Source organism: Citrobacter telavivensis (assembly GCA_009363175.1).
Classification (GTDB): domain Bacteria; phylum Pseudomonadota; class Gammaproteobacteria; order Enterobacterales; family Enterobacteriaceae; genus Citrobacter_A; species Citrobacter_A telavivensis.
The window spans coordinates 526974-544134 of the sequence record CP045205.1 but is presented as its reverse complement, the minus strand read 5'-3'; the positions used below and the strand labels follow the sequence as shown (position 1 = coordinate 544134).

The 17161-nt window shown below is 53.0% G+C and carries 16 protein-coding genes; 5 read left to right on the top strand and 11 right to left on the bottom strand.

Annotated elements, in window-relative coordinates:
• Window positions 1-53 precede the first annotated feature (53 nt).
• The 5 genes from wzzE to trxA form a co-directional block, all read right to left on the bottom strand.
• A complete protein-coding gene (gene wzzE / locus GBC03_04775; GenBank protein QFS69569.1) occupies window positions 54-1100 on the bottom strand; it encodes an ECA polysaccharide chain length modulation protein in 1047 nt (348 codons plus the stop codon).
• An 11-nt stretch (window positions 1101-1111) separates the two neighbouring features.
• Window positions 1112-2215, bottom strand: coding sequence for a UDP-N-acetylglucosamine--undecaprenyl-phosphate N-acetylglucosaminephosphotransferase (wecA, locus tag GBC03_04770; GenBank protein QFS69568.1), 1104 nt, complete (start codon window positions 2213-2215; stop codon window positions 1112-1114).
• A 238-nt stretch (window positions 2216-2453) separates the two neighbouring features.
• The gene (gene rho / locus GBC03_04765; protein ID QFS69567.1) at window positions 2454-3713 is read right to left on the bottom strand and encodes a transcription termination factor Rho; all 1260 of its coding nucleotides are present in this window, start codon (window positions 3711-3713) and stop codon (window positions 2454-2456) included.
• Between the two features lie 87 nt (window positions 3714-3800).
• Window positions 3801-3920, bottom strand: a complete 120-nt coding sequence (locus GBC03_04760; GenBank protein QFS73917.1) for a rho operon leader peptide — start codon at window positions 3918-3920, stop codon at window positions 3801-3803.
• Window positions 3921-4054: 134 nt separating this feature from the next.
• Entirely contained in the window at window positions 4055-4384 is a 330-nt protein-coding gene (gene trxA, locus GBC03_04755; protein ID QFS69566.1) for a thioredoxin TrxA, read from the bottom strand.
• A gap of 240 nt (window positions 4385-4624) precedes the next feature.
• On the opposite strand from trxA, the gene rhlB reads away from it, so the two are divergent.
• Both rhlB and gppA read left to right on the top strand, forming a co-directional pair.
• Window positions 4625-5893, top strand: coding sequence for an ATP-dependent RNA helicase RhlB (gene rhlB, locus GBC03_04750; GenBank protein QFS69565.1), 1269 nt, complete (start codon window positions 4625-4627; stop codon window positions 5891-5893).
• 136 nt (window positions 5894-6029) lie between these two features.
• Window positions 6030-7511 (top strand): guanosine-5'-triphosphate,3'-diphosphate diphosphatase, encoded by a 1482-nt coding sequence (gene gppA / locus GBC03_04745; GenBank protein QFS69564.1) that lies wholly within the window; start codon window positions 6030-6032, stop codon window positions 7509-7511.
• Between the two features lie 127 nt (window positions 7512-7638).
• Here the strand turns inward: gppA and rep are convergent, their stop codons facing one another.
• The 4 genes from rep to GBC03_04725 all read right to left on the bottom strand — a co-directional run bounded on the left by rep (window position 7639) and on the right by GBC03_04725 (window position 12122).
• Complete coding sequence (gene rep, locus GBC03_04740) at window positions 7639-9660, bottom strand: DNA helicase Rep (protein QFS69563.1); 2022 nt, start codon at window positions 9658-9660, stop codon at window positions 7639-7641.
• Window positions 9661-9921: 261 nt separating this feature from the next.
• A complete protein-coding gene (pnuC, locus tag GBC03_04735; GenBank protein ID QFS73916.1) occupies window positions 9922-10650 on the bottom strand; it encodes a nicotinamide riboside transporter PnuC in 729 nt (242 codons plus the stop codon).
• Complete coding sequence (locus GBC03_04730) at window positions 10650-11393, bottom strand: nucleoside phosphorylase (protein QFS69562.1); 744 nt, start codon at window positions 11391-11393, stop codon at window positions 10650-10652. The genes pnuC and GBC03_04730 overlap by 1 nt, the downstream gene beginning before the upstream one ends.
• 27 nt (window positions 11394-11420) lie before the next feature.
• Window positions 11421-12122 (bottom strand): cyclic nucleotide-binding domain-containing protein, encoded by a 702-nt coding sequence (locus GBC03_04725; protein ID QFS69561.1) that lies wholly within the window; start codon window positions 12120-12122, stop codon window positions 11421-11423.
• A 193-nt stretch (window positions 12123-12315) separates the two neighbouring features.
• On the opposite strand from GBC03_04725, the gene GBC03_04720 reads away from it, so the two are divergent.
• Window positions 12316-12597, top strand: coding sequence for a peptidylprolyl isomerase C (locus GBC03_04720; GenBank protein QFS69560.1), 282 nt, complete (start codon window positions 12316-12318; stop codon window positions 12595-12597).
• Between the two features lie 134 nt (window positions 12598-12731).
• Here GBC03_04720 and ilvC read toward each other — a convergent pair whose 3' ends face one another.
• The gene (ilvC, locus tag GBC03_04715; protein QFS69559.1) at window positions 12732-14207 is read right to left on the bottom strand and encodes a ketol-acid reductoisomerase; all 1476 of its coding nucleotides are present in this window, start codon (window positions 14205-14207) and stop codon (window positions 12732-12734) included.
• 151 nt (window positions 14208-14358) lie between these two features.
• Here ilvC and ilvY point away from each other — a divergent pair, with 151 nt between their 5' ends.
• Window positions 14359-15267: an HTH-type transcriptional activator IlvY gene (ilvY, locus tag GBC03_04710; protein QFS69558.1), complete on the top strand. Its 909-nt coding sequence runs from the start codon at window positions 14359-14361 to the stop codon at window positions 15265-15267.
• A gap of 3 nt (window positions 15268-15270) precedes the next feature.
• Here ilvY and GBC03_04705 read toward each other — a convergent pair whose 3' ends face one another.
• Window positions 15271-15972: a TIGR02453 family protein gene (locus GBC03_04705; protein ID QFS69557.1), complete on the bottom strand. Its 702-nt coding sequence runs from the start codon at window positions 15970-15972 to the stop codon at window positions 15271-15273.
• A 183-nt stretch (window positions 15973-16155) separates the two neighbouring features.
• Here GBC03_04705 and GBC03_04700 point away from each other — a divergent pair, with 183 nt between their 5' ends.
• Window positions 16156-17160, top strand: a complete 1005-nt coding sequence (locus tag GBC03_04700; GenBank protein QFS69556.1) for a dihydroxyacetone kinase — start codon at window positions 16156-16158, stop codon at window positions 17158-17160.
• The last annotated feature ends 1 nt before the right edge of the window (window position 17161 follow it).

Genomic DNA, 17161 nt, shown 5'->3' with positions numbered 1-17161 from the left:
CGATTCTCTTCGAATAGTCAGTGAGGGCCCAGCCCCTCACTGCGGCAGTCGTGCTAAATCGTGCGGCGGCGGGTTAACGCAACACCTGCGCCGATAAGCCCCCCCACGATGCCCCACATCACCATCAGGAAGGCACGGCGCGGGCTATCGCGTTTTACCGGTTCTTCCGGCGTACGCAAATAGCGATAGGTCTGAAAACGCGGGTCCAGAGTTGGCCCCACATTCAATGTATTTAGCATGGCTCGATTCTGGAAGTAGTCCAGGTCGAATGAGGGACCAACCGCCCGTAAATTTTCAAGGCGTGCCTGGAGCATCGGACGTCCGAGCAGAAACAGCTCAGAATCCGGTAATTCATCTGCCGGCACATCGGTCGCACTGCGGGAGATATTGTGCTGTTCAGCGATCTTAAGCGCCTGCTCAATACTGCTCACGCGGCGAGAGAAAATAGCTTTCGCCACCTCTTCCTGACGTTTGACCTGCGCCTTCATTTGCACGGTCCGCGCGGCCCACGCGCCTTTTAGTTCTTCGTTGAGATGGCTTGCCGCGCGCTGACTGGAGAACGCCACATACTGACGCAGCAAATTGTTCGCATCAGGCGCGGTTTCGGCAATGAGTTTGACGCTGTCGTTAATCGCGCGGGCGAAATCACCGGGGGTGAACTGAATGTTATTGATCATCTCATCAAGCATGGCGGCATCGGCTTTGCTGTTGCCGACCATTCGCTGCTTGTAGTAGTCGGTTTGCAGCCAGAAGTCGCGGCGCGTATCCCAGGAGGCCAGTTGCATCACGAACTCTTTATAAGCTTCATCCATGACCGAAGGTTGATCGCCTGACGCGTTATCGGCTTTTATGTCCAGATTCCGCAAAAACTGCTGCTGGGAATAGTAACCGCCCAGCATATTCACCGTGGGGCGATCGGAGATTGCGGTCGCACTCCACTCCTGACGAGCAAAAAAAGTATACGCCAGCGCGATCAGCGCGAATAACAGCGCGATACCGACAATCCACACCTTCCCGGCCCACAAGGTACGAAACAACCCACGTATATCCAGTTCATTCTCAGCGCTCACAGCGTGTGCCCCCGGCAATGGTTGAGTCATCGCACCCTCATTTACTTGGTTAATTTCGGATTGTTATCACGGTTTCTTCGTAATCTGCGCTTCATGCGTTTGATGAACCTCGCCACCTTCCAGGCACGTTTAATGCAGTAACCGTAGAGGAAGAATGCTAGCAAAAAGAGCACCAACATGGCCCATTCCGGGACAAAATGAGAATATTCCGCAAGCACGCCAATCGAGGCCAGTATCGCGGCGGCAAGCGTGATCAGGACAAACGCCTGACGTGAAGTAAAGCCTGCGCGCATGATCAAATGATGAATATGCTGACGGTCTGGCGAGAACGGGCTCATCCCTTTACGCAGACGACGGTACATGATGGCCACCATATCCATCAGCGGAATGGCGATGATCCACAGTGCGGTCACCGGGCTTATCGGGTGCGTTTTCCCCTGGGTAGTTTCTAGCAGGATCCAGATAACGGTAAAACCAATCAGCGTGCTGCCAGCGTCGCCCATAAACACTTTATAGCGACGGCCGAGTGCACCGAGGTTCAGCAGAATATATGGCAGGATGGCGGCGATCATGGCAAAGCACCAGATAGCCAGACTTGTCTGTCCATCAAACCACAGGATAAGTCCCATCGCGGCAAATGAGACGCTTGAGAGTCCGCCTAATAAGCCGTCGATACCATCCACCATGTTGAATGCGTTGATCGCAGCCCATACGGCGAAGAGTGTGAGGAAATAACCAAATGGCCCGAGCACCATCTCCCACGGACCAAAGATATAGCCGAGGCTACTGAGGTAAAGCTTGCCCACCACCATCATGATCACGCCGATAGCGGCCTGAATGGTGGCACGAATTTTTACGCTAATATCAAAGCGATCGTCCAGTGCGCCGATAAAGACCAGTACACCGGCACAAGCCAGATAGAGAGCCGCATGGGGAATATAAACATTCACAATGCTGAATGTGAAACAAATCCCCGCATAAACTGAGATGCCCCCAACCAACGGTATCAATCCCTGGTGGCGTTTACGGAAGTTGGGTTTATCCACTAAACCGACCTTTTTTGCGACCTTGCGTGCAAAAAACAGGAACAGTGTCGTGAATAAAAAAATACTGATGAGATCAGTACTGACTGTCAGTAAATTCACAATGCGTGCTCTCAGAGAAAATTATTAGCAGAAGTATAACCACGACGGTCTGTATTCAGAAGGGAAACTCCATCCCGAACCGTCTGTTTTGTATAATTATTAACCATGCGTCGCACTTGATGACTGACGTGCACGCGACGGGGGGTGATAACCCATTATTTGTTTGCTTGTCGTTAAGATTACAGACATAAAAGCAAAACGCCACGTAAAAACGTGGCGTTTTCGGCTGAGAGCGAGTTTACGAGCGCTTCATCATGTCGAAGAAGTCGTCGTTAGTCTTGGTCATCGCCAGTTTATTAATGAGGAATTCCATTGCGTCGATTTCGCCCATCGGGTGAATAATCTTACGCAGGATCCACATTTTCTGCAGCTCTTCCTGAGTGGTGAGCAGCTCTTCTTTACGGGTACCGGAACGGTTGTAGTCGATAGCCGGGAAGACGCGTTTTTCAGCAATCTTACGAGAGAGGTGCAGCTCCATGTTACCGGTGCCTTTAAACTCTTCGTAGATAACTTCATCCATCTTAGAACCGGTATCGATCAGCGCCGTGGCGATGATGGTCAGGCTGCCGCCCTCTTCCACGTTACGTGCCGCACCGAAGAAACGCTTCGGACGATGCAGGGCGTTAGCGTCCACACCACCGGTCAGCACTTTACCGGAAGCCGGAACCACGGTGTTGTAAGCGCGCGCCAGACGGGTGATGGAGTCGAGCAGAATGATAACGTCTTTTTTATGTTCAACCAGACGTTTCGCTTTCTCGATAACCATTTCCGCAACCTGAACGTGACGGGATGCCGGTTCGTCAAAGGTAGAAGCAACAACTTCACCTTTCACCAGACGCTGCATCTCGGTCACTTCTTCCGGACGTTCGTCGATAAGCAGCACCATCAGCACACAGTCTGGGTGGTTGTAAGCGATGCTCTGCGCAATGTTTTGCAGCAGCATGGTTTTACCGGCTTTCGGCGGTGCGACGATCAGACCACGCTGACCACGACCGATTGGCGAAGCCAGATCCAGAACGCGCGCCGTTAAGTCTTCAGTAGAACCGTTACCACGTTCCATACGCAGACGAGAGTTTGCGTGCAGCGGGGTTAAGTTTTCGAAGAGAATTTTGTTACGGGCGTTTTCCGGTTTGTCATAGTTAACTTCGTTAACTTTCAGCAGCGCAAAGTAGCGTTCGCCTTCTTTTGGCGGGCGAATCTTACCAGAAATGGTATCACCAGTGCGGAGGTTGAAACGGCGGATTTGGCTGGGGGAAACGTAGATGTCATCAGGACCGGCGAGATAGGAGCTGTCTGCAGAACGGAGGAAACCAAATCCATCCTGCAATATCTCCAGCACACCGTCACCAAAGATATCTTCGCCACTCTTTGCGTGCTGCTTCAGGATGGCAAAAATAATGTCCTGCTTACGCATACGAGCCAGGTTTTCCAGCCCCATATTTTCGCCGAGAGTGATCAGCTCAGAAACCGGCGTATTCTTTAATTCGGTAAGATTCATAGTGGTGTGAGTTCTTAAACTTGGGGTAAATCTCGAACTTAATGTTGTGAATGGTATGGCAGGGTCATCCATGCCTGTTTGCGGCCATCAACTCATGTCTGTTCGCTGTCTGGTCACAGGAAAGTACGCAGAACTGAAACGACAAGACGGATTGAATGATAAGCCAGGAATCTGTCCACTTCTCGTGCGAGAAAAAACGGGAAGTATTGGAGTTATCAAGATTCAAACTTAAATAAGGTATGTTTAATTCGAAGTCAACACTAACTTAGCACGACTCACGTCGGGCGTCCAGTCATCCGAATCATTTAGGATCCTGGTCGCCCGAACATGAGACGTCCGGCTTACGCCAGGTTAGCGTCGAGGAACTCTTTCAACTGACCTTTGGACAGTGCGCCCACTTTGGTTGCTGCAACTTCACCGTTTTTAAACAGCAGCAGGGTCGGGATGCCACGGATACCATACTTCGGCGCGGTGCCTGGGTTTTGGTCAATGTTCAGTTTAGCAACCGTCAATTTACCCTGATATTCGTCAGCGATTTCATCCAGAATCGGGGCGATCATTTTGCACGGTCCGCACCACTCTGCCCAGAAATCAACGAGGATCGCCCCGTCCGCTTTGAGTACATCCGTGTCAAAACTGTCGTCAGTCAGGTGAATAATTTTATCGCTCATATAAACTCCACAGGAAAAAGCCTGGTGTGTTGGTATATACAACATCATCCTTCAAGCGGCCTCTTTGTTGGCTTCGCTCATCGCCCCAGTCACGTACTCTGTACGCTCCTGTGGACGCATTTGCTTGCCGCCTCGACGCATCATGAATGATTTGTGTATAGCATTAACCAACTAAAGGTTGACTTTATTTCACCGGATACGCTTTCGTAAAGCAATAGTAAGCTGATATTCTACCACACTATGAGCAAAACACATTTAACAGAACAGAAGTTTTCCGACTTCGCCCTGCACCCAAAGGTTATTGAAGCCCTTGAAAATAAAGGCTTTCATAACTGCACGCCCATTCAGGCCCTCGCACTGCCGCTTACGCTGGCTGGTCGCGATGTTGCAGGGCAGGCGCAAACCGGTACCGGAAAAACGATGGCGTTCCTGACGTCAACGTTTCATTATCTTCTCTCTCATCCCGCGATTGACGATCGCAAGGTGAACCAGCCACGTGCCTTAATTATGGCGCCGACGCGTGAGTTAGCCGTGCAGATCCACGCCGATGCCGAGCCGCTGGCACAGACGACCGGTCTGAAGCTGGGCCTCGCTTACGGCGGTGACGGTTACGACAAACAGCTGAAAGTGCTGGAAAGCGGCGTCGATATTTTAATCGGCACCACGGGTCGTCTGATCGACTACGCGAAACAGAATCACATCAATCTGGGCGCCATCCAGGTGGTGGTCCTCGATGAAGCCGATCGCATGTACGATCTGGGCTTTATTAAAGATATCCGCTGGCTGTTCCGCCGCATGCCGCCGGCCAACCAGCGCCTGAACATGTTGTTCTCTGCCACCCTTTCTTACCGCGTGCGTGAACTGGCGTTCGAACAAATGAACAACGCCGAATACGTTGAAGTCGAGCCGGAACAAAAAACGGGTCACCGTATTAAAGAAGAGCTTTTCTATCCGTCTAACGAAGAGAAAATGCGCTTACTGCAAACGCTGATCGAAGAAGAGTGGCCGGATCGCGCCATCGTCTTCGCGAACACCAAACACCGTTGCGAAGATATCTGGGGTAGCCTTGCCGCTGACGGTCATCGCGTCGGCTTGCTGACTGGCGACGTAGCGCAGAAAAAACGTCTGCGTATCCTCGACGAATTCACCCGTGGCGATCTGGATATTCTGGTAGCGACCGACGTCGCCGCGCGCGGCCTGCACATTCCTGCCGTCACGCACGTCTTTAACTACGATCTGCCGGACGATTGCGAAGACTACGTACACCGTATTGGTCGTACGGGCCGTGCTGGCGCAAGCGGTCACTCCATCAGCCTGGCCTGTGAAGAGTACGCCCTGAACCTGCCCGCAATTGAAACCTACATTGGTCACTCAATTCCGGTGAGTAAATATAATCCGGATGCGTTGATGAACAACCTGCCGAAGCCGCTGCGCCTGACGCGCACGCGTCCTGGCAATGGCCCGCGTCGCTCTGGCGGAGCCCCGCGTAATCGTCGTCGCTCAGGTTAAGAAAAGTTATGCCATACACAAAATTATTCAGCCTGTATCAAGGCGGCAAGAAAACGCATCACGATGAGCTTACTTTAGTCAGTGATTCGGGTGAGAGAATGCAGCCAACACAGATACAGGTTGAAGGATGAAGTGTATGAACTCTACCTCGTTGTACGCAGCCATTGATCTCGGTTCCAATAGTTTTCATATGCTGGTAGTACGCGAGGTAGCGGGCAGTATCCAGACGCTCACGCGCATTAAACGCAAAGTGCGTCTGGCCGCCGGTCTGAACAGTAACAATGTCCTTTCTGCTGATGCAATGGAGCGCGGTTGGCAATGCCTGCGTCTGTTCGCTGAGCGCCTTCAGGATATTCCACAGCCTCAAATCCGCGTGGTCGCCACGGCAACCTTGCGTATCGCAGTGAATGCCAGCGAGTTTATCGCTAAAGCGCAGGAAATCCTCGGTTGTTCGGTTCAGGTCATCAGCGGTGAAGAAGAAGCGCGCCTGATTTATCAGGGCGTGGCGCACACCACTGGCGGAGCGGATCAGCGTCTGGTCGTCGATATTGGCGGTGCCAGCACCGAACTGGTCACCGGAACAGGCGCACAAACCACCTCGTTGTTCAGCCTGTCGATGGGCTGTGTCACCTGGCTTGAACGCTACTTTACCGATCGCAATCTGGCGCAAGAAAATTTCGACGAAGCGGAAAAAGCCGCGCGAGATGTGCTGCGTCCGGTTGCCGATGAACTTCGCTATCATGGCTGGAAAGTCTGCGTCGGAGCCTCCGGTACCGTTCAGGCGTTGCAGGAAATCATGATGGCGCAGGGGATGGATGAGCGCATCACGCTGGCAAAATTGCAGCAGTTGAAACAGCGAGCCATTCACTGTGGCCGTCTGGAAGAGCTGGAAATTGAAGGGTTAACTCTGGAACGCGCGCTGGTGTTCCCCAGCGGGTTGGCCATTCTGATCGCGATCTTCACCGAACTTAATATTCAATGCATGACCCTGGCCGGTGGGGCGTTGCGCGAAGGACTGGTCTACGGAATGCTGCATCTCGCAGTGGATCAGGATATTCGCAGCCGCACGCTGCGTAACATTCAACGCCGGTTTATGGTAGATACCGAACAGGCGCATCGCGTCGCGAATCTGGCGGTGAGTTTTCTCGATCAGGTAGAAAATGAGTGGCATCTTGAGCCGATCAGTCGCGAACTGCTGATCAGCGCCTGCCAACTGCATGAGATAGGCCTGAGCGTTGATTTCAAGCAAGCGCCTTCGCATGCCGCCTATCTGGTTCGCAATCTGGATTTGCCGGGCTTCACACCTGCACAGAAAAAACTGCTCGCCACGCTGCTGTTAAATCAGACCAACCCGGTCGATCTCTCGTCGTTACATCAGCAAAACGCCGTACCGCCGCGCGTGGCGGAGCATCTCTGCCGTCTGCTCAGACTGGCGATTATCTTTGCCAGCCGCCGTCGTGACGATCTGGTGCCGGCCATTACGCTGCAGGCGTCGAATGAAATTCTCGCCTTAACGCTGCCGCCGGACTGGCTGGAACAGCATCCGCTTGGGAAAGAGTTGATTGAACAAGAAAGCCAGTGGCAGAGCTATGTCCACTGGCCTTTAGAAGTACAGTAAGAAAGCGGCGGGTAAACCTGATGTCGGATGGCGCTACGCTTATCCGACCTACAGAGAGATTTTTCAATTCTTTGATATATAAATAAATTGTAGGCCGGGTAAGGCGAAGCCGCCACCCGGCATTATTTTATTGGCCGCGCTTTGCCGCCATCATGGCTTTCAGATTCGCCAAATGGCTTTGCCCTTTCTGCATTCGCTCTTCGGCGCTCACCACTTTACGCTCCTGCTCCCAGATCAGATCGTCCTGCGGTAACTCCAGCAGGAAGCGGCTCGGCTCCGGGCGCACCAGTTCACCATACTGACGCCGCTCTTTACACAGCGTAAAAATCAGCTCTTTCTGCGCACGGGTGATCCCAACATAGGCCAGGCGTCGCTCTTCGTCGATGTTGTCTTCATCGATACTGCTCTGGTGTGGCAGGAATCCTTCTTCCATTCCCACCATAAACACATACGGGAACTCCAGCCCTTTCGAGGCGTGCAGCGTCATCAGTTGCACCTGGTCCAGCTCTTCCTCACTCTCGCCGCGCTCCATCATGTCGCGCAGCGTGAAACGCGTGACAACCTGAGTGAGCGTCATGGGCTCATCCAGTTCGCTTCCTTCCAGCATTTCGGTCATCCAGCTAAACAGCTGGTTGACGTTTTTCATACGCATTTCAGCCGCTTTTGGGCTGGGGGAGGTTTCATAAAGCCAGGATTCGTAATCTATTCCGTGGATGAGATCGCGGACGGCGGCGATCGGCTCACGTTCAGCCAGCCTTTGAACATCGCCCAGCCAGTGGGTAAAACGGGTGAGCGAGTCATAGCCGCGCCCGGTGAGCGTCTGGCTCAATCCCAAATCAAAACTGGCGGTAAACAGGCTTTTGTTACGTGTCATCGCCCATTCGCCCAGCTTTTGCAGCGTGGCGGGGCCGATTTCACGTTTTGGCGTATTCACAATCCGCAGGAACGCGCTGTCATCATCCGGGTTGGTCAATACCCGTAGATAAGCCAGCAAATCTTTAATCTCCGGGCGTGAGAAGAACGACGTCCCGCCGGAGATTTTGTATGGAATACGGTTCTGCATGAGGAATTTTTCAAACACCCGCGCCTGGTGATTGCCACGATACAGAATGGCGTAATCTTTATATTCCGTTTTATTCACAAAGTGATGGGCGATCAGCTCCCCGGTCACCCGCTCGGCTTCGTGTTCCTCATTATTCGCACTCAGGACTTTGAGCTCTGCGCCGTATCCCAGTTCGGAAAAGAGACGCTTTTCAAAAACGTGAGGGTTGTTGGCAATGAGGATGTTCGCCGCCTTCAGGATCCGCCCGGAAGAGCGGTAGTTTTGCTCCAGTTTGATCACCTGTAACGCCGGGAAATCCTGACTTAACAGCACCAGATTTTGCGGACGCGCACCGCGCCAGGAGTAGATCGACTGATCGTCATCACCCACGACGGTGAATCGCGCCCGGTTTCCCACCAGCAGTTTCACCAGCTCGTACTGACTGGTGTTGGTATCCTGATATTCATCCACCAGCAGGTAGCGAATCTTGTTCTGCCAGCGCTCGCGCACTTCTTCATTGCGCTGTAGCAGCAACGTCGGCAGCAAAATCAGATCGTCAAAGTCGAGGACGTTACAGGCTTTCATATGCGCATCGTACAGACCGTAGCAGTGCGCGAAGATACGATCGCGTTCGCCTTTCGCACTGGCTGCCGCCTGCGCCGGCGTTTTGAGATCGTTCTTCCAGTTTGAGATTGTCGATATCAGCTGTTGCAGCACAACTTTGTCGTCTTCAATCAGCCCTTCCGTCAGGTCTTTTAGCAGCGCAACCTGGTCCGTATCGTCAAACAGCGAGAAATTCGATTTCATCCCCAGCGCGGCGTATTCGCGTTTAATCACCTCCAGCCCCAGCGTATGGAAAGTGGAGATCATTAACCCGCGCGCTTCTTTGCGCCCCAACGTCTGTCCGACACGCTCTTTCATCTCACGCGCCGCTTTGTTGGTAAAAGTCACAGCCGCAATGTGCCGCGCCTGATAGCCGCAGCCACGGATCAGGTGAGCAATCTTATTGGTGATAACGCGAGTCTTACCGGAACCCGCACCCGCCAGCACCAGGCAAGGTCCGGTGACGAATTCGACAGCTTGTTGTTGGCCGGGATTTAAACGCATAGGAAAAAGTGCTCAATCTTCGAACGGGGGACGAATTGTAGCAGAAAGCGAGGCCAAGGGAGTAACAGGCTGCCTGTCAGGCAGCCTGAGAGTGATGACAAACCTCATCCCGATACCGGGTAAGCAGAGATAACCTAATTATAAACCAGGAAAATCAATGTATTGATTTTCGGCTGATAACCACAAAGAAGGAAAAACCACGTTTTATCCTTCTTTGTCAGCGGTCTGAGGCTGCCTGTCAGGCAGCCTGAAAAATATCAATCAGGATGCGCTGGCAGCGAGTGGCGTATAGCCGTTACGTTTCGCGCTCAGAATCCAGCTGTAAGAACCCATCACCGCAATGGCTGTCAGCAGAACATACTCAAGCGACATGGCATAAACGCCCTGAACCGCATAAATCACCACGCTAATGACATCAATGAGCACCCACAGCAACCAGTTTTCCACATACTTGCGGGTCATTAACACCATTGCGGCAATCGACAGCACCAGCATAGTAGAATCCCAGAACGGGAAAGCATCCGGCTGTAGTTCAGGCATTGCCACTGACATCCCCACGGTGTGCAACAGCGCAATCATGATCCGGGTGAGCGTCGCAAATACCGGATCAATAAACAACGTCATCAACAGGATAGCGACAATGCAGACACTGCCCAGCACCAGCGTTTGCTGCCGGGAAAGCCAGCGAACCTTCAACGCCGCCTCTTGTTCCTCATTCTGGCGACTCCACGCATACCAGCCGTAGATATTCGCCGCAAAGAAGAACACCTGAAGCAGCAAACTGGCATACAGTTGGATCTGGAAAAAGATTGCGGCAAACAGGGTGACGTTAATCAGGCCGAACAGGTAATTAATAATTTTTTCCCTGCTGGCGCACCAGATACACAGTAAACCAAAAACGGTACCGATCGCCTCAATCCATGAGAGTGCGTACCCGCCCTCTCCGAGAGGAATGTTGACCATTACGTTGTTAATACTGAAAAAGTCCATCATTGCTCTCCTTGCTGACTGTCGAAGTAAATGGCCTGTAACGCCAGGGAAATCTGATGAACTTCCCCCTGCTGACACAGCGTTTCTTGTTGCACATAATTGTTGATACTGCTGTCCAGACAGCCGTTATGGGCGACAACCACATTGAGCAACGACGCCGTACGTAACCCGCGTAATGCACCGACCACCATCAGTGCGGCCGTCTCCATATCGGCGCCAAGGATACCGCGGGCGGACCATTCGGCATCCAGTTCAGCCTCGCGGTCGGTGTAAAAACTGTCGTGGCTGCGCACCAGTCCACAACTCGCGGGAATGTTCATTTGCAACGCCAGCTGCATCAGCGTTGCCGTAAGTTGCGGATCCGCACATGCCGGATAGCTGGCTGGCGCATAGGTTTTACTGGTGCCATCATCCGCGACCGCGCCGTGGGCGATAATCACCTCGCCCAGCGCCAGCGTATCCTGCAATGCTCCGCAACTTCCGATCCGGATCAGCGTGTCGATGCCAATCTGGCGTAACTCCTCAACCGCGATAGCGGTCGAGGGTCCGCCTATTCCCGTCGATAGCACCAGAATTTCAACGCCCTTATATTCACCACGCGCCGCGCGAAACTCCCGGTTTTGTCCCAGCATTTCGGGGTTATCAAGGAAACGGACTATCCGATCCACCCGTTCAGGATCGCCAGGCAATAGCGCATACTTTGCCCTCGTCATGCTTTTGCTTAATCGAATATGGGGTTGCATCTCTCGTCTCCTTACGCCCCAGGGCGTTTAACTCTCCGCCTCCTGCTTCAGTTTTTCAGGAGCCAGCAGAACAATACGATCCCCATCGCTATCAATAATTTTCAATGATTTAAGATCGTGCAAAATACGGTTAATACTGCGTGTAGTTGCTGCAAATTCCTGACTCAGATTTTGTTTATCCAACAAAATAGACGTCGATTTATTGTGTTGATATCGCAGCCATAATGCCTGGCATACCCGCTGGTGCAGTGAATATAAATTGTCGCTACTGGCCTTTTTCGACAGCTGATAATATTGCTGACTAAAGAAGCGCAACATTCGCTGGTTGAAATGATTATCCAGAGCCAGCCAGTGACTAAAATGTTCCTGCGACAGACTTAGCAGCTGGACATGACCCACAGCCACCACCGAGCAGATGTAATGCCGCGACTCAAATATCTCCAGCTCTCCCAGCATGTCACCTTTGCAGTAATGCGCCTGTCGATAACGACGACCATCTTCAGCCTCGTAAAAGACATCCACTTCACCTGATACAATCAGTGAAAACTGTCGACAGACCTCGCCCTGACGACAAATCAGCGCGCCGCACGGGATATCGTCAAAACGCCAGCGCTGCATGACCTCCAGCGGGCAGTATTTGAGGAGTTCATACAACAGAGGGTCATGTACAACCTGAGTTAACCCGATAAGCCAGTCGCCTGAAAAATCTGCTTTTTTCATTGTGTCCATGTTATCTCTCTCCACTGACGGAAAGACAGGACCGCTGTCCCGCCTCTCAGGAATACACCCGACGAAAGTGCTGTCTATCTCCCGATTCAATACACCCGATGAGACATCTGTCCTGCGCTGGCGAAGAGTATATGTCTGACGCCCAGAGGAATGATAAAGTGGCGGGCAACCTTTGAGACATGAGAACGTAATAATGGCAAAAACCGCAGCAGCACTGCATATCCTGGTTAAAGAAGAGAAACTGGCACAGGATCTTCTGGAACAGATTAAAAACGGCGCCGACTTCGGCAAACTGGCGAAGAAACACTCTATCTGCCCGTCAGGCAAAAGAGGCGGTGACTTAGGCGAATTCCGTCAGGGCCAGATGGTTCCGGCGTTCGATAAAGTGGTCTTTTCCTGCCCGGTGCTGGAGCCTACCGGCCCGCTGCACACCCAGTTCGGTTACCACATCATTAAAGTGCTGTACCGTAACTAAGCAAAAGCCCAGAGCGTTCAGACTCTGGGCTTTTTTTGCCGGATGACGGCGTAAACGCCTTATCCGGCCTACAAAAAAATGACCGTTTCGTAGGCCGGATAAGCGTAGCGCCATCCGGCAATTCTTGTCAGGCCTTAACCCGCAACAGCAATGCGCTTCATATCCGTCATATACCCACGCAGTTTCTTACCTACCTGCTCGATAGCATGGCTGCGGATGGCTTCGTTCACATCACGCAACTGCGCGTTATCCACCGCGCCTTCGGCGATCGCTTTACCCAAATCGCCTGCCTGCAGCGTGGTCATGAACTCTTTGAGCAGCGGTACGCAAGCGTAAGAGAACAGGTAGTTACCGTATTCTGCGGTATCAGAAATGACCACGTTCATTTCGTACAGACGCTTACGCGCGATGGTGTTCGCAATCAGCGGCAGCTCGTGCAGTGATTCGTAGTACGCAGATTCTTCAATGATGCCGGAATCCACCATCGTTTCAAACGCCAGCTCAACGCCCGCTTTCACCATGGCGATCATCAGTACGCCTTTATCGAAGTACTCCTGCTCGCCGATTTTTCCGTCAAACTGCGGGGCGGTTTCAAACGCGGTTTTACCGGTCTCTTCACGCCAGGTCAGCAGTTTCTTATCGTCGTTGGCCCAGTCCGCCATCATGCCGGAAGAGAACTCACCGGAGATGATGTCGTCCATATGTTTCTGGAACAGCGGTGCCATAATCGCTTTCAGCTGTTCGGAGAGTGCGTAAGCGCGCAGTTTCGCCGGGTTGGACAGGCGGTCCATCATCAGCGTGATACCGCCCTGCTTCAGCGCTTCGGTGATGGTTTCCCAGCCGAACTGAATCAGTTTTTCGGCATAGGCCGGATCGGTGCCTTCTTCCACCAGCTTATCGAAGCACAACAGAGAACCGGCCTGCAGCATACCGCACAGAATGGTCTGCTCGCCCATCAGGTCCGATTTCACTTCCGCAACGAAAGAGGATTCCAGTACACCCGCACGATGACCACCGGTCGCCGCAGCCCAGGCTTTCGCAATCGCCATGCCTTCGCCTTTCGGATCGTTTTCCGGGTGAACCGCGATAAGCGTCGGCACGCCGAAACCACGTTTGTACTCTTCACGCACTTCGGTACCCGGACACTTCGGCGCTACCATCACCACGGTGATGTCTTTACGGATCTGCTCGCCCACTTCAACAATGTTGAAGCCGTGAGAGTAACCCAGCGCTGCGCCGTCTTTCATCAGCGGTTGTACAGAGCGCACCACGTCGGAGTGCTGTTTGTCTGGCGTCAGGTTAACCACCAGATCCGCCTGCGGGATCAGCTCCTCGTAAGTGCCCACTTTGAAGCCGTTTTCCGTCGCTTTACGCCAGGACGCGCGCTTCTCAGCAATCGCCTCTTTACGCAGCGCATAGGAGATATCCAGCCCGGAATCACGCATGTTCAGACCCTGGTTCAGGCCCTGCGCGCCACAGCCGACGATGACCACTTTTTTACCCTGAAGGTAGCTTGCACCATCGGCAAATTCGTCGCGGCCCATAAAGCGACATTTACCCAGTTGCGCCAGCTGCTGACGCAAATTCAGTGTGTTGAAGTAGTTAGCCATGGTGATTCCTCGTGATGTTGTACTGTCTTATTGTTCGGTTCGCGTTTTGCGAGATTGAAACCACCTTACAACAGGAAATTTATTGCGGAAATTGATATATTCACAACGTCACGTTGCAATATTTGCAATGTCAAAAGGTGGAGTGAAGTCCGTGGATTTACGCGATCTGAAAATGTTCCTGCATCTGGCGGAAAGCCGCCACTTTGGCCGCAGCGCGCGGGCCATGCACGTCAGCCCTTCGACGTTATCACGGCAGATCCAACGCCTTGAGGAAGACCTCGGCCAGCCGCTGTTTGTCCGCGATAACCGCACGGTCACGCTGACCGAAGCGGGTGAAGAGCTGCGAACGTTTGCCCAACAGACGCTATTGCAGTATCAGCAGCTGCGCCACACCCTCGATCAGCAAGGCCCGTCGTTGTCGGGTGAATTGCATATCTTCTGTTCGGTTACCGCAGCCTATAGCCATCTGCCACCGATCCTCGACAGATTTCGCGCTGAACATCCCTCGGTAGAAATAAAGCTCACCACCGGCGACGCCGCCGATGCAATGGAAAAGGTAGTGACCGGCGAAGCGGATCTGGCGATTGCCGGAAAGCCGGAGACACTGCCCGGCGCGGTGGCGTTTTCGATGCTGGAAAATCTGGCGGTGGTGCTCATTGCCCCGGCGCTACCCTGCCCGGTACGCAATCAGGTGTCAGTGGAGAAACCCGACTGGTCTACAGTGCCCTTCATCATGGCCGATCAGGGACCGGTGCGCCGCCGCATTGAACTGTGGTTCCGTCGTCATAAAATCAGCAATCCGCAAATTTACGCCACCGTGGGCGGTCATGAAGCGATGGTGTCGATGGTCGCGCTTGGCTGCGGTGTGGCGTTGTTGCCCGAAGTGGTACTGGAAAACAGCCCCGAACCGGTGCGCAATCGCGTGATGATTCTGGAACGTAGCGATGAGAAAACGCCGTTTGAGCTGGGCGTCTGCGCACCGAAAAAGCGGCTGCATGAGCCGCTCATCGACGCGTTCTGGAAAATTGTCCTTGAGAGGAAAATCGACGAAGGTCGGTAACGGTTACAGATCCGCCGGGTCTATTTGCTTCAGGGTTTCTACCTGCATTAACCATTGGTACAGCGGTTCCAGTTGGCGGAAACCGTCAGCCAGCAGCGTCACCAGATCGGCGCGGAAGAGTTTTTCCACATCAGTATCCGTTGCCATTGCCGCAAAGGATTTACGGTGATACCAGTCGGAAATCGTCGGATCAAGATCCTTTACCAGCAGTCGCTTATAGCGCTCCCCCACCAGCTCAAACGGCGCCCGACAACAGTCAGCCACTTCCAGAAACTGCGTGGGCCGCTGTTTTAGCGTATGACGAAACAGATCCATCGTCGGCTTACTGGCGCTGTAATAACCCAGTCCGTAACGCAATGTATCCGGGCTGATTTCAAAAAAATACGCGGGGGCATCGGTCCAGTTCTTGGCTGAACGTTTGAAGGTCAGCCACATCCGGCTGCGGTAAAGCGATTTGTCATGGGAAAAACGGGTATCACGGTGAATACGCGATAGCGTTTTGCCGATAGCGGAACGGGTTTCCAGCAGCGGATCAATCTCTGACATCACCGGCGCTAAGTCATCCACCAGTGCCCGAAACGGCGTGAGTATGCTGCGATCGTAAATAAAACGGTGCTCCTCGAACCACGTTTTATCGTTTTCAATTTTTACCTGCTGAAGAAACGTCAGCCCTTCCTGTGCAAATCCCTGAAAGCGTCCAGCCATCTGCTTGCCTCGCTTAACGATGTCTATTACCTCCCTCATAACTATCCAGAAAATCCTCAAATAGCAACCTGAAATCATGCCCCTCAGGCAGGAGATTAATTGGTATCAAAGGAACCAGGGCTGAGCGAGCGTCACAGGTAAAATCGTCACTAAAGAAACAGTACCTTACGAGAGGGTGAGACGATGCAAAAACCGAAAAAGCTGTTCAATAATACCGATAATATCCGCAGTGAAATCCTGCAGGGGCTGGAGTACGTCGGGATGGGAAAAATTCACACCTTGCCGGAGTACTGCGCAGTTTATCGCACCATGCCGCAGGATGAGCAGGTAGTGATTGTCAGCGGCGGTGGCAGCGGCCACGAGCCGACATTTGCTGGATTTGTTGGCGAAGGTGGTATCGATGCCTGCGCGCTGGGCGAGGTCTTTACCTCGCCCTCTCCCGACCAGATTATCGAAGCCAGCCGCGCAGTCCATCAGGGCAACGGCGTGCTTTTCCTCTACGGCAACTATTCAGGTGATGGCATGAACTTTGACATCGCCGCTGAAATTCTGGCGGAAGAGGGCATTGAGTGCCGTACTGTTCGCGCCACTGATGATATCGCCTCTGCACCGCCAGAAAGAATATCCGACCGTAGAGGTGTCGGTGGGCTGGCGTTTTTGTACAAACTGGCAGGGGCGGCGGCGCAGTTTGAGCACTACTCGTTGCCTGCGCTGGAAGCGCTGGCGCAGAAAGCCAACCACAATACACGTACTCTCGGTGTGGCGCTCAGCGGCTGTGCGCTACCTCAGTCCGACACTTTTAACTTTACGCTGGCGGATAACGAGATCGAGCTGGGTATCGGCATTCATGGTGAACCGGGATTGTGCCGTATTCCCATGCCACATACTGATGAACTGGTCGAGATGATGATCGCACGGTTGTGCGCCGATCTGCCCTTCACCCGCGGCGATAAGATTTGTATCAGCGTCAATAATCTGGGCTCCTTAAGCAACACCGAACTGATGGTGATAACCCGTAAGGTTGGTATGGCGCTGAATGAGCGTGGTATCACGACCTATGACGTACAGGTTGGCCACTTCTGTACTTCACTGGAGATGTCCGGTTTTTCGCTCAGTATGCTGCGTCTGGATGACGAAATGCAGCGACTGTACGACTATCCCATCAACACCCCAGGCTGGAGAAAATAAG

Bases quoted from the DNA above. Each gene is read 5' to 3' on its own strand.
- wzzE (QFS69569.1), bottom strand. From the start codon at position 1,100: ATGACTCAACCATTGCCGGGGGCACACGCTGTGAGCGCTGAGAATGAA.
- rho (QFS69567.1), bottom strand. From the start codon at position 3,713: ATGAATCTTACCGAATTAAAGAATACGCCGGTTTCTGAGCTGATCACT.
- trxA (QFS69566.1), bottom strand. From the start codon at position 4,384: ATGAGCGATAAAATTATTCACCTGACTGACGACAGTTTTGACACGGAT.
- rhlB (QFS69565.1), top strand. From the start codon at position 4,625: ATGAGCAAAACACATTTAACAGAACAGAAGTTTTCCGACTTCGCCCTG.
- gppA (QFS69564.1), top strand. From the start codon at position 6,030: ATGAACTCTACCTCGTTGTACGCAGCCATTGATCTCGGTTCCAATAGT.
- rep (QFS69563.1), bottom strand. From the start codon at position 9,660: ATGCGTTTAAATCCCGGCCAACAACAAGCTGTCGAATTCGTCACCGGA.
- pnuC (QFS73916.1), bottom strand. From the start codon at position 10,650: ATGGACTTTTTCAGTATTAACAACGTAATGGTCAACATTCCTCTCGGA.
- GBC03_04730 (QFS69562.1), bottom strand. From the start codon at position 11,393: ATGCAACCCCATATTCGATTAAGCAAAAGCATGACGAGGGCAAAGTAT.
- GBC03_04725 (QFS69561.1), bottom strand. From the start codon at position 12,122: ATGGACACAATGAAAAAAGCAGATTTTTCAGGCGACTGGCTTATCGGG.
- GBC03_04720 (QFS69560.1), top strand. From the start codon at position 12,316: ATGGCAAAAACCGCAGCAGCACTGCATATCCTGGTTAAAGAAGAGAAA.
- ilvC (QFS69559.1), bottom strand. From the start codon at position 14,207: ATGGCTAACTACTTCAACACACTGAATTTGCGTCAGCAGCTGGCGCAA.
- GBC03_04705 (QFS69557.1), bottom strand. From the start codon at position 15,972: ATGGCTGGACGCTTTCAGGGATTTGCACAGGAAGGGCTGACGTTTCTT.
- GBC03_04700 (QFS69556.1), top strand. From the start codon at position 16,156: ATGCAAAAACCGAAAAAGCTGTTCAATAATACCGATAATATCCGCAGT.